We start from the raw sequence: 12,664 nt of genomic DNA on the forward strand, positions 1-12,664 counted from the left end.
TAAGTTTAAAAACATAATCGTATTTCATACAAAACCCCTTTCACTGGTTTTGTCCAGTAAAAGGGGTACATATCATCGAGTGAGTCAGCGTGGACTTATTTTTTACTCTATTACAAAAGTTGCATGTTAAAGCATTACTCTTACAACCTGCAAAAAAGTGCATACACTATTTATCTTTAGAACCTTTAAGAGAAGGATAAAATGTTGCGCTGCTAAAGACATCTTTAATGGTCTTTCCATTAATAAAGCCAAGCATAAGAAATTCATCTACGGTTGCAACCAATTCGCTACAATCAACAAAGTGATTTTTTGCATTTCTAAGGCTTGTATCTTGCGCACGCCATGCTTCGTAATTTGCATCGGTCAAATAGTAAACATCGTTATCTACCTTCATATATACCGAATGGTGCGTATGCAGATAATCGGCCAGCTGGTCATAATTGATGTCGAGTACCTCATCAGATTTCTTACCCATGATGCATCCTTTCTCATGGTTTACTAATACTTTTATTGTATCGTGCAACAAGCAAAAAACTATGAGATTTAGGCAAGCGAACATATTCTTGTGGTAAGCGTAAGGATAAGATGTATTTATTTATTTCGTTTGAGTCGAGATGTGCTTGTATATATATGCCCTAAGTTCTTCTACACTTGAACACAAAGGATTTGCTCCCAGTTGTATAAGCTCGTCTTTATCTCTAAAGCCCCAGCTGACGCTTGCACACCTACAATGCGCGTTGCGTGCAGTTTGTATATCAACTTCGGAATCACCTACATACAAACAGCGCTGAGGCGTTGTATTAAGCTTGGCCATCATTGCAAACACATGATCTGCCGCCGGTTTTAACGGGTATGCATCACTAGCTCCTGCGTATGCATCAAAGCAGCTAGCAAAATGAGTATCTACCAGCGCACGCACATCGCAATCAGGCTTATTAGAAAGCACGCCAAGTTTAACATGAGCTTGCTTTAAGTGTCTTAACAGCGAAATTATCCCTTCATATGGAGAAGTTTTTTCTGCATGATGTGTGGCATAATATGCACAAAACGTATCAAATGCTTTTGTATAAAGCTCGGGCTTGGTACCATCACCCACACACTGCTTCATGAGGTTGCGTGCTCCATTGCCTAGATATGCGCGAACTTGACTTGTTGAGCACGGCGTGCATCCGTTGGTAACAAGTGCATAATTAACCGCTGCAGCTAAATCATGAAGTGTATCTAGAATAGTGCCATCCATATCAAAGATAACAGCATTGATTGGGGCGTCATCGCAAGTGGTAGTGTCTCTTTGAAGTGCTGCATCTAAAGCAGATTCTTGTGCATGGCATGTGCTATCAGATGGAAGCGAATTGTTTGTGTGCATTATTGTAGGCGCGTCCGAAAGTGATGAATTGCAAGAATAAGCAAAACGCATACGTAAACTCCTTATGTGCAAAAATTAAGCTGTAAAGAGTATACGTCTACCTGTATGCATGTGACATAAGATGCTTAAATCGTCCATCTTTTATATCTTGATGGGGTATTATTCAACACATCCGCCTTACGCGGAACCCATTGATAATTGCTATAACGGTTTCACCAGAGACTTATGTCACATCAGTCCCACCCGTAGGCGCATAGCCTATTGATAATGCAGCGATTCCACAGGATCAAGCATGGCAGCGCGTCTTGCAGGATAAAAACCAAATATAATACCTATGCATACACAAATTCCCACCGCTAAGGCAACAGATTTTGCATCAATAGCCGCGTTGACATGCATTTGCATAAACATCGAAACCAGTACAGCTAAGCCTTGTGCACATAAAAATCCTAAGAGCATGCCAATAATGCCGCCAGTAACGCACAGGCAAACCGATTCAAGGAGGAATTGTTTGGTGATGTCATGGCGTTTGGCGCCTAAAGCCTTTCTTAAGCCAATTTCGCGAATACGCTCTGACACATTGGTAAGCATCATGTTCATAATACCAATACCACCGACGAGCAAAGATATACCTGCTATACAGCCTACCATCATCTGAAAACCACTCATAAAGCTGTTAAACCCTTTTGTTGCGCCTTCAACCGATTGAACAGCAAAGTTAGGAATTTTGTTAGGTGCATCTTTATCGCTTTTGTAGTTAAAACGAGAAGAAATCCATTCCTTGGTGCGTTTTTCCGTTTCTTCAACTTTATTTTTATCGTCAACAACACCTAAAAGTTCCGTACACGACATCGAGTGACTCATGCGCATCTGAAGCGTTTTAAGCGGTGTAAAGAGTTGGACAGTTTTTCCTGCAAACCCAAGGGATGGCATGTTTGCACTTTCTGCAATTCCAACAATGGTATAGGGACGTCCTTTTAAGCGTATTGTTTTTCCAATTGCCTGTTCACACAATGATTTTTCTTCTTGTGCCGAAAGCGAAGGGGTAGAGGAGTTTCCTTTAGGCTTACTATCTGCTTCCTGTACTTCTTGCTTGGTTGCCGACGCGCTTATTTTTGAGTGAATGATGCCTTCGGAGTTAAGCTCAAAAAGCTCCTTTACACTTGTTTTATCAAGCATAATAACATCTGAGCCTTCCGCATATTGTGAATTAGCAAAGCTACTTCCTGCAATAATCTCAATACCTTGAGCAGACAAGTATCCTTTACTAATGCCAGTAACTTGGGCATTGACGACACCTGAGCTCACAGAAATAGTATCAGATGCCATTGCAACTCCCATAAAATCGCGATATGTGGGAATGTCGCCTTTAATCTTTGCAATATCGGCTTCTGACCAGCTATCCTTATCTTGATACATAGTAACGTAGATTAATTTACTGCGCTCAAGTCCAAGTGAGGACGATAAGGCATTTTGAATACCACCAATAAGGGAAGTCATAGATATAACTGCGGTAATTCCAATTACAATTCCTAAAATGGTAAGAATTGAGCGTCCTTTATTAGCTTTGAGCGCTTCCCAGGTTTCAAAACATAAATCACGTACGTTCATGTTAGGCCTCTTCCGTGGCGTGTACTTTTCAAAACAGCTTGTTTTTCTTCTTCATCGCTTAAAAGATGTCCGTCACGAATGTGAACACAACGATCTGCCCACGTTGCAACTTCGGGATCGTGTGTAATAAGGATAATTGTTTTTCCTTGGTTTTTGAGCTGTTTGAACGTATTAAGCACCATTTCACTTGTTGCGGAGTCAAGGTTGCCCGTTGGTTCATCGGCAAGAATAACAGCTGGATTGTTTACCAATGCTCGTGCGATTGCAACACGTTGCATTTGGCCACCCGATAGCTCATTTGACTTGTGATTGTAATACGTTGCAGGTAATCCAACCGATTCTAAGCACCTGCACGCTCGTTCAAAACGTAAGTGTGCTGGATATTTTGAATAGACTAAGGGCAACGTTACGTTTTTAAGTACCGTGGCACGTGGTAACAAGTTGAATGACTGAAAAACAAAACCCAAGCGCTTTGCTCTAATAGTTACCAGTTCGTCGTCAGAAAGTGTGGCAATATCTATTCCTTCAAGAAAATAGCTTCCTTGAGTAGGTGTATCAAGACAGCCAAGAATATTCATAAGCGTTGATTTACCCGAACCCGAAGGCCCCATAATACATAGAAATTCACCTTGTTCTACACAAAGAGAAACCCCTTTAAGCGCATGAACACTTCCTGCTTTTGATTCATAGACGCGATGAATATTTTTTATATCCACAACAGCACTCATACCTATCCTTCCTAATTTTGTGAGGAGGAGTCGTCTGAGCTTGCATTGCGTTTGAGGCTTGTGCCTTCAGCTACACCTTCGATTGCTGTTTGTGAGCCACTCCGTGCAATTACGTTTACAGCATGCTTGGTAAAACTCTTTGCATTGCCATCGTGATTGTCGTCTAAAACATATACATACGATGTTCCGTCTTCTTCAACGATGCAGGAAGTTGGTACTACAAGAGCGTTTTTTACCTCTTGGGTAACAATTTCTACGTCGGCAGTCATACCGCATTTGATTGATTCATGAGGCTTGTCAATAAGAACATCAACTGCATAATTTGCCATAGTATTGGTTGTGGCACCAATTTGACTTGATGCTACCGCAGCATTTTCCGCTGTACTTGCTATATTTTCTACCACAGCATCACAGGTAACACCAGGCAACGCGCTGAACGTTACTTTTGCTTGCTGTCCAGGTTTTATTGCAGAAATATCAATTTCGCTGACGCTAAGACGAACGCGCATCTTTGAAAGATCGGCAATTTGGATGAGTATGCCATTTTCGGGGTTTTGCCCAATGCTTCCTGCCATACCTGCAGTAAGTGAACCAACCGCCGCTCCTCGTTTTGCGTTCATGGTGATAACGTTACCGTCGCATGGGGCTACAACCGTGCGTTTGTTTGCTTTTTCGCGCGCGTCATCAACGGCTGACTGTGCTTGATCGGCGGCTAATTTTGCCTGATCAATAGCACTTTGAGCAGAGGCTACACTTTCGTAAACGGTATCTGGATCTGGAAGTGCTTTTTGGACTTCTGCACTAGGTGCACTGTTGTATTCATTGAGTGCTTTACGATAGCTAGCGTAAGCTCGTGAATACGCATCTCGTGCACTTTTTACCTGCTTCTTTGCAACATTAAGCTGGTTTTGTGCAGTTTGCACCGCTTTATCAAGTGTATCGTTTTTGATAGTAAATAGTACGTCACCTTTTTTTACGTTGGCTCCTTGGTTTACGCGGACTTCATCAATAATGCCATCGACCTCTGGAGTAACTACGGTATTAGAAACAGGCTCTGCCGTACCCGAAGTTTTTATGGTACTGGTAAAATCGTGCTTTTCTACCGTTGCGAGAGGTGCGTCTTGCGCTGAATTGCGAGACTTTGAAAGAAATGATCCTACAACACCTGCAATAATGAACAAAACACATATACCCAGAATAGACAAACCGATGATTTTATTTTTACGGCGCTTTTTCTTGCGCAACTCCATGATGGCGTTAAGTGCTTGATTGGCATCTGCTTCGTCTTTTTTTAGAGTTGACATATTTTGAACAGGTACTTGGTTATTTTGAGGGAGGGGAGGCACTGTATTGGTGTTTTTCTTAAACATGACTCATCCTTTGTAGGGGTTTGCTTATAGCAGTATTGTACCAAAACATTTGTTTGTCTATGGAGTTCTTTTCTTACATTTTTGTAAGATTTCTTTAAGACATGCAGCTAAAGCATATACGCGATATACAGCCCAAGTTTTTACGTGGATTGTACAGCTCAAGTGTACTTGTGCAACCCTTGGGCACTACAGCGTATCGTGTGAGCCCTTGGGCACTGCAGCGTGTTCTGCAGTCCTTGAGTATCGCCACGCGGCGCGTGCCTAGATAATTTAGATTATTAAAGGAATATGAGCAATAAGCATGTACACTCAAACATTTTGTTATATTCTTTTTAAGTTATACAGCTCAGAGTCATAACTAAAACCATGTTTGCAAGCGTTTTAGTCACAGCTACACTGAGCCATGTAAACACTGGGTTTTCAGTTTGGATTACAAACGTACAAAGAGGTGGGGTATGGCGTTTTCTATGCATACGCATACATGCGGTGAACTTCGTGCACACGATGTTGGCAGCACGGTTACGTTAACTGGTTGGGTATGGCATCGTCGTAATCTTGGCGGCTTAATTTTTATTGATCTTCGAGATCGAAGCGGCTATACACAAATTGCATGTGACCCTAACTTTAAAGACGGCGTTGCTTTTAATACCGCGCAAGACATAAGACCCGAATGGCCTGTTTTGGTTTCGGGAACTGTTCGTCTGCGTCCCGAAGGTCAAGCAAATACTTCTATGCCAACAGGCGAAGTAGAGGTATTGGTTGATACTATTGAAGTTCTTAATACGTCACAAACACCTCCCTTTCAGATCGAAGATAAAATAGACTTATCTGAGGATATGAGTCTTACCTATCGCTACTTGGACATTCGTCGTCCACGTGTGCTCAACAATCTTAAATTACGTAGCAACTTTGCCCATGCGTTGCGTCAGGCGTTTCACGAACATGATTTTATCGAAGTTGAAACACCTGCGCTCTTTAAGTCAACTCCAGAAGGTGCGCGCGATTTTTTGGTTCCTTCACGTGTTCGCGCAGGTCATTTTTATGCATTGCCACAATCTCCTCAGCTGCTTAAAGAATTGCTGATGGTTGGTGGTGTTGAGCGTTACTATCAAATTGTAAAATGCTTTAGAGACGAAGACTTTAGAGCCGATAGACAGCCCGAGTTTACGCAAGTAGACGTAGAGATGAGTTTTGTAACTCAAGAAAATATACTTGATATGGCAGAGGCAATCTTGTCTAAGGCGTTCACGCAGGTAGGCGTAAAATTCCCTCAGCATCTTGAGCGCATGCAATACTGGGATGCTATGGATACCTACGGTTGCGATAAGCCTGATACGCGCTTTGGCATGAAAATGCACAATGTTACCAAACTGGTTGAGCACAGTGCATTTAAAGTATTTTCGCAAGCAGCTCAACATGGTCAACGTGTTGTAGGTATGTGCGCTAAAACCGCTGGTAACTGGGGTAGATCTCGCATTGATAAGTTGGCTGATGTGGCAAAGAAAAACGGCGCTGCAGGCCTTGTGTGGATAGCGTTGCACGACGATGGCTCAATTAAAAGCCCTATTGCTAAGTTTTTACAAGAGGACGAAATTCACGCGCTTTGCGCCGAAATGGAAGCACAACCTGGAGATTTGCTGCTCTTTATTGTTGATAAACGCCTTGTAGCCGACCAAGCAATGGGTGCTTTGCGTCTTCATTTGGCTGATGAGCTGTCTATTAAGCGATGTGGTCACAGCTTCTTATGGGTGGTAAATTTCCCGCTTTTCCATTGGGATCCCGAGCGTAATGCCTATGCATCTGAGCACCAGCCGTTTACACTACCTCGCGCAGAAGATATGGATAAGCTTTCAGTTGATCCATTGTCGGTTGGTTCATACACGTATGACTTTGTTATGGACGGATATGAAGCAGGCGGTGGCGGTATGCGTATTCACGATGCCGAGCTTCAAATGCGCATTCTTAAAATGCTTGGCTTTACCGAGGAACGCGCTCGTGCGCAGTTTGGCTTCTTACTGGATGCTCTTACTTTTGGCGCGCCTCCCATGGGTGGTTTTGCGTTAGGCCTTGATAGAATTTGTATGCTTTTAGCAGGTGCAGATTCAATTAGGGATGTGATTGCTTTTCCAAAATCTACGTCCGCGTCTGATCTTATGAGCGCGGCACCGTCTGTCGTAAGTACGCAACAATTGAGCGATTTACACTTACGTGTAGTGGAAGATGACAAGTAAATATAAACTGTATACATAAATACGGTGTATGCATAATTGTTAACTCTGGCATACTTTACGATGATTTTAACCTCGTAAAGTATGCCTTTTTAGGTATATACATATTGTATATTCAGCTATGATTCAGCGATATAAAAAAATTATATAAGCGCCATTCAAATAAGAAAGTTAACTATGTATCCTATTCTTTTCGGGTAAAATTCTTTCATCTTGGTAAAGGCTTGCCTGTTAGCAGGCATGAGTAGGAGATGAATATGAAACACTTGAAGAGAAAAGCCCTTGTTGCCTCAAACGTAGGTAGAGCTGCTGTTGCAACTGGACTGTCGCTTTCCATGTTGGCAGGTAGCCTTGTTACATTACCTGCGGTTTCTTTTGCTGCCGATGCGCCTCAGAGCGAATTTTCAAAGTATGCTGCACTTGTTAAAAAGTATGCTGCAAGTAAAGACCTGAGTCCCGAGCAACAGAACCAGCTTAAGCGTGAGGTAAACGCCGCGAAAGATGACTATAAAGAATCTCTTAAAAGTCCTTTCAAAAAATATGCTGAAGCAGTTCAAGAGTATGCAAATAGTGGTAAGCTCAATAAAGATCAACAGCAAGCATTAAAAAATCATGTTCAACAGACAAAAAAGTCTTGGGATGTTGCAAAATCAGGGGATAATACACCTGCTAACCCAGGTGATAATACACCTGTAAACCCCTCTGCGAGCGCTGCAAACTCAGGTGATACTACACCTGCAAACCCCTCGGCTATTCAACGCTATGCACAATTGCTTCAAAAGATTAATTCAGGTACGTTATCTGCAGAAGAATTAAAATCAGCCAAGGCAGAGGCTAACGAACTTTACAACGATGTTGTTAAACACTCTCATAAGTTAAGTGCTATTCAACGTTATGCGCAACTGCTTGAAAAGATTAATTCGGGTACGTTATCTGCAGAAGAGTTAAAATCTGCCAAGGCAGAGGCTAACAAACTTTATAAGGAGATTATACAAGGTTCTCACAACGACAAACCAGAAAACGAAGATCATAAAGACACTGATGAACAGCCATCCGACACCAATAAGGATAATGGCAAGCAGGGAGACAAACAAAAGGGAACTCCTAAAACATCTGATCCGTTTGGTATTTCTGGCCTTTTAGGCAGTGTTGCTGGTTTAGCGACACTTGGAGCGGGATTTGTAGCTCGTAAACGCTTTTAAGTAATCTTGCACATTTAGGTATATAGTGCGATTATAAAAGCTCTCCTTTCGTAAAGAAAAGAGAGCTTTTTTGCACAAGCACACGCTTTCAGCATGTATATTCATCGGGTGCTTTCAACACGTATGTTCCAATAATGCTATGCACGCAATTGCTTGAGTTTAGTGCTGCCGTGTTGCATCCAATGTCCTTTATAGTAATACAGCGCAAAGAACGCTGCGGTAGCAACCCACGAGACGGGATATCCAACCAGTATCGTTTCAAGGGTGGGATGGATCGGCATAAGAATCATAATCCATGCAACACGAAGAATACAGGTACCAATGATAGTTATAATCATTGGGCCCATGCTTTCGCCCGAACCACGTATGGTTCCCGAAAAAATATCCATAATGGTGTAAAAAATAGAAAATGGCGTATTAAACATTAAAATCATCAGCGTAATTGCAATTACCGTTTCGTCGCTTACAAATACGCGCGCAAATGGATGCGCAAATATCATAACAATAACAGTAAAGCTACCTATGATAATAAGTGCAAGTACCATGGCAGTATAGAGTCCACGCTGCATGCGTTTGTAATTACGCGCTCCAAAGTTTTGAGCTGCAAATGTAGTAACAGATGATCCAATTGCCTCTGAAAGCATCCATACAAAGCACGTCATACGGCATGAAAGACCCCAAGCGGCAATTGCATGCGGCCCAAACATGTTAACGCTACTTTGTACAATAATATTAGAAAAGCCAAACATAGAGCCTTGTATGGCAAGGGGAAAACCACATTTAAGCATTTTAGTTGCAATGGCAGGATCGATAGTAATATCACGAATTACCAGAGCCCAACACCCATCGGTGTGTGTTAATTTATATAACGTTAAAGCAGAACCCCAGATAAGCGAGATAAGCGTTGCAAAACCACAACCAAGCGTTCCTAGACCAAAACCTGCTACAAAGAGTATATCTAACAGGGCGTTTACAACGCAGGTTGATGCTACGATGATTGACGGAGTTTTTGTATCACCAACTGCACGTTGAAGCGCGCTTCCAATGTTATAAATAATAGAAAAAATCATCGACGCCATAAATATATGCACAAAGTTTAAGGTATCGCCAATAATTTCTTGAGGTGTATCCATCATTTCGAGGATGGTTTGTGCAAATATGGTTCCTATAACCGAAAAAACAATACCGCATACAACGGCAAGACCCATGGCAGTATGTACACCGTCATGGACACGCTTGTAATCTTTTGCACCAAAATATTGGCTTACGATAACACCACAGCCAACTCCTAATCCAAGCGAAAAGCTAATTACAAGGTCACAGAGGGCACCGCACGATTGAAGCGCAGCAAATGCATTAGTCCCTGCAAATTTACCTACAACCCAAGCGTTGCATAGCAGCTGCAATTGCTGAAAAAAGGAGCTTAAAAAAACAGGGTAACATAAGGTGATAAGCTGTTTCCAGATAACGCCTGTGGTTGTATCAAGAGAGCCGTTGTTAGTAAGTTTTTTATCTGATGTATCTTGAGTTGTGCGCAGCGTAGACATATTATCTGCAGCTACTAAGCCTTGTTCTGCCTGCAAAGAAGAAGCGTTTTTATCGTGCGTAGTGCATGCTTGTTTAGATACATCTTTAGTTTGAGGATGAGCGGATATAGTATCAGGGTTGCAGACAGACCGCGCGCTATGAATCATCGTATGCACGCGGGCAATAAAATTGAATTTACAGATATGTTTACCCATCCGATTTTGTAACCGCTTTCCTTTATTTGTTTTGATATTTTAGACATTAAACGTTCAGTATATAACCGCTGTTGGTATGTATATATCAACAGTTTGAGAATAACGTTTATATCACATAATCACGATGGCATATGCATACAAGATGTACATGTTATAGGAATAAACACTATGAAAAAGCTCCCCATGTACATGTGTTTGGTTACAAGCATCAAATACATAGAGAGCTCATTTGTTATAAATTGCTATTTTATACGTAGAATAACATGGAGTTATAGCTTGGAACAGGCCACATGCTGCTATCACAGATGCATTCCATGCTGTCAACGGCATTTCTGAGCGTCTTCATGCGCGGAATGATTTCGTCACGATATGCGTCATCGTGCGCCTTGGGGTCTGTAATGGCATGAGCACGTTTATTTGCCGCTTCGAGATCTTTACATGCCGCGTCAATGCTGGCGATACCATCGGTAAGAACTTGTACCGTTTGTTTAGTTGCAACGTCGGTAATGCCGATGTGCTCTTTTGTTTCAACTCCTTGTGCAAGCTTGCTAGAATATGAATACAGCGCAGGTAGATACATGGTTTTAACCATATAAACCATGGTGTTTACCTCGATATTCATAAGCTTTGCATACTGTTCTGCTTGCGCAACATAGCGAGCGCGCTGCTCTTTTGCTGTTAAAACATTAAATTTCTCAAAGAATTGTAAATTCTTGGGTTCAATCATGCATGGCAGAGCATCAGGCGTTGTCTTGTTGTTGGGAAGTCCACGACGTTTGGCTTCTTGTTCCCAATCGCTCGAATAACCGTTACCTTCAAAGAGAATTCTTTCGTGTGCTTTAAGAGTTTTTGTAACCCATGCCATGGCCGACTCAACAAATTTGTCAGAGCTTACATGTTCAAGATCGTCAGCAAATTTTGAGCATTGCTCGGCAACAGCCGTATTAAGAACTACATTTGAATCAGAAAGGTTTTGTTGCGAGCCACACATACGGAATTCAAATTTATTACCCGTAAAGGCAAAGGGGCTGGTACGGTTACGGTCTGTGTTATCGCGAAGCAAGTTAGGAAGAGCCGGAACTCCTAAGTCTACTTCTTCACCGCCATGAGCGCTTACATGTTTACCATTGATAAGTGCTTGAACAATTGGGGAGAGCTCATCTCCTAAAAAGACCGATACAATTGCAGGTGGAGCTTCGTGGCCACCTAAACGGTGGTCGTTACCACAAGAAGCAACAGACGCGCGCAAAAGATCGGCATGTTCGTCTACTGCTGCAATTAAGCAGGTAAGAAATACCAAAAATTGAAGATTTTCATCGGGTTCATCGCCGGGCTCAAGGAGATTTTCTCCATCCGCGGCAAGTGACCAGTTGTCATGTTTACCAGAGCCATTCACATAATCAAATGGTTTTTCGTGCTCAAGGCAGGCAAGACCATGATGAGTTGCCATAAGCTTAAGTTTTTCCATAGTGAGCAGGTTGTTATCAATTGCTAATGAACCTTGCTCATAAATAGGCGCCATTTCATGCTGGCATGGTGCCACCTCGTTATGTTTGGTGCGCATAGGAATGCCAAGTTTCCAAAGCTCATCATCAACTTGCTTCATAAACGCATTAACGCTGGGGCGAATTGCACCAAAGTAGTGCTCTTCCAACTCTTGGCCTTTAGCTGGCTCACAGCCAAAAAGCGTTCTACCAGTAAGAATTAAATCGGGACGAGCTTTGTAATCTTGTTCGCTCACCAAGAAATATTCTTGTTCTGGTCCACAATTGGTGACAACGCGTTTTGGAGTTCTGCCAAAAAGCTTAAGAACACGTTTTGCTTGTTGTTCTACAACAACTTCTGAACGAAGCAAAGGCGTTTTCTTATCCAATGCTTCACCTGTATACGAGATGAAAGCAGTTGGTATGCAAAGTACCTCATCTTTAATAAAAGCAGGACTCATGGGATCCCATACGGTATATCCGCGTGCTTCAAAGGTTGCACGAAGCCCACCTGACGGAAAAGACGAGCCGTCGGTTTCGCCTTGAACCAGCTCTTTACCCGAAAATGCCATCAAAATAGTGGTATCGCCTTTAGGCGTTAAAAAGCTGTCGTGCTTTTCAGATGTTATACCAGTAAGTGGTTGAAACCAGTGTGTAAAGTGCGTTGCACCCTTTTCAAGAGCCCACTCTTTCATAGCGTGAGCAATATCATTTGCAATATCAAGATCAATGGGTTTACCTTCATCAATTACGCGACGAAGTGCTTTATAGGTTGGCTTGGGGAGCCTATCCTGCATGTCTGCATCGGTAAATACTAAACTTCCGTATTCTTGCGACACTTTATCTTTTGCCATCGTTCACCTTTCTAAACTTTGTGTTTTTCTAGGTATACCATGCGTTAGCCTCTATGTTTTACCTGTGTATACGTTGATA

The 12,664-nt window shown here is 42.2% G+C and carries 9 protein-coding genes; 2 read left to right on the plus strand and 7 right to left on the minus strand.

Features of this window, described 5'->3' with window-relative positions; translation table 11 throughout:
• Positions 1-166 precede the first annotated feature (166 nt).
• The 5 genes from AC1DBT_RS04775 to AC1DBT_RS04795 all read right to left on the minus strand — a co-directional run bounded on the left by AC1DBT_RS04775 (position 167) and on the right by AC1DBT_RS04795 (position 5,075).
• The gene (locus AC1DBT_RS04775) at positions 167-475 is read right to left on the minus strand and encodes a hypothetical protein (protein WP_010240935.1); all 309 of its coding nucleotides are present in this window, start codon (positions 473-475) and stop codon (positions 167-169) included.
• A 120-nt stretch (positions 476-595) separates the two neighbouring features.
• Positions 596-1,417 (minus strand): HAD family hydrolase, encoded by an 822-nt coding sequence (locus AC1DBT_RS04780; RefSeq protein WP_480018811.1) that lies wholly within the window; start codon positions 1,415-1,417, stop codon positions 596-598.
• A gap of 207 nt (positions 1,418-1,624) precedes the next feature.
• Complete coding sequence (locus tag AC1DBT_RS04785; protein ID WP_480018812.1) at positions 1,625-2,977, minus strand: ABC transporter permease; 1,353 nt, start codon at positions 2,975-2,977, stop codon at positions 1,625-1,627.
• On the minus strand, positions 2,974-3,705 hold the full coding sequence (locus tag AC1DBT_RS04790) for an ABC transporter ATP-binding protein (RefSeq protein ID WP_480018813.1): 732 nt from the start codon (positions 3,703-3,705) through the stop codon (positions 2,974-2,976). Before AC1DBT_RS04790 ends, AC1DBT_RS04785 begins: the two co-directional genes overlap by 4 nt.
• 11 nt (positions 3,706-3,716) lie before the next feature.
• The gene (locus AC1DBT_RS04795; protein WP_480018814.1) at positions 3,717-5,075 is read right to left on the minus strand and encodes an efflux RND transporter periplasmic adaptor subunit; all 1,359 of its coding nucleotides are present in this window, start codon (positions 5,073-5,075) and stop codon (positions 3,717-3,719) included.
• A gap of 455 nt (positions 5,076-5,530) precedes the next feature.
• Here AC1DBT_RS04795 and aspS point away from each other — a divergent pair, with 455 nt between their 5' ends.
• The gene (gene aspS / locus AC1DBT_RS04800; protein ID WP_480018815.1) at positions 5,531-7,306 is read left to right on the plus strand and encodes an aspartate--tRNA ligase; all 1,776 of its coding nucleotides are present in this window, start codon (positions 5,531-5,533) and stop codon (positions 7,304-7,306) included.
• Positions 7,307-7,560: 254 nt separating this feature from the next.
• Entirely contained in the window at positions 7,561-8,505 is a 945-nt protein-coding gene (locus AC1DBT_RS04805) for a hypothetical protein (RefSeq protein ID WP_416432029.1), read from the plus strand.
• A gap of 137 nt (positions 8,506-8,642) precedes the next feature.
• Here AC1DBT_RS04805 and AC1DBT_RS04810 read toward each other — a convergent pair whose 3' ends face one another.
• Positions 8,643-10,247 carry an MATE family efflux transporter gene (locus AC1DBT_RS04810; RefSeq protein ID WP_480018816.1) on the minus strand — a complete coding sequence of 535 codons (1,605 nt, stop codon included), beginning with the start codon at positions 10,245-10,247 and terminating at the stop codon, positions 8,643-8,645.
• A 247-nt stretch (positions 10,248-10,494) separates the two neighbouring features.
• Positions 10,495-12,585: a glutamine synthetase III family protein gene (locus AC1DBT_RS04815; protein ID WP_480018817.1), complete on the minus strand. Its 2,091-nt coding sequence runs from the start codon at positions 12,583-12,585 to the stop codon at positions 10,495-10,497.
• Positions 12,586-12,664: the final 79 nt, after the last annotated feature.

The organism is Fannyhessea sp. C0108B2 (genome assembly GCF_056583915.1).

Bases quoted from the DNA above. Each gene is read 5' to 3' on its own strand.
- AC1DBT_RS04775 (WP_010240935.1), bottom strand. From the start codon at position 475: ATGGGTAAGAAATCTGATGAGGTACTCGACATCAATTATGACCAGCTG.
- AC1DBT_RS04790 (WP_480018813.1), bottom strand. From the start codon at position 3,705: ATGAGTGCTGTTGTGGATATAAAAAATATTCATCGCGTCTATGAATCA.
- AC1DBT_RS04805 (WP_416432029.1), top strand. From the start codon at position 7,561: ATGAAACACTTGAAGAGAAAAGCCCTTGTTGCCTCAAACGTAGGTAGA.
- aspS (WP_480018815.1), top strand. From the start codon at position 5,531: ATGGCGTTTTCTATGCATACGCATACATGCGGTGAACTTCGTGCACAC.
- AC1DBT_RS04785 (WP_480018812.1), bottom strand. From the start codon at position 2,977: ATGAACGTACGTGATTTATGTTTTGAAACCTGGGAAGCGCTCAAAGCT.
- AC1DBT_RS04810 (WP_480018816.1), bottom strand. From the start codon at position 10,247: ATGGGTAAACATATCTGTAAATTCAATTTTATTGCCCGCGTGCATACG.
- AC1DBT_RS04795 (WP_480018814.1), bottom strand. From the start codon at position 5,075: ATGTTTAAGAAAAACACCAATACAGTGCCTCCCCTCCCTCAAAATAAC.
- AC1DBT_RS04815 (WP_480018817.1), bottom strand. From the start codon at position 12,585: ATGGCAAAAGATAAAGTGTCGCAAGAATACGGAAGTTTAGTATTTACC.
- AC1DBT_RS04780 (WP_480018811.1), bottom strand. From the start codon at position 1,417: ATGCGTTTTGCTTATTCTTGCAATTCATCACTTTCGGACGCGCCTACA.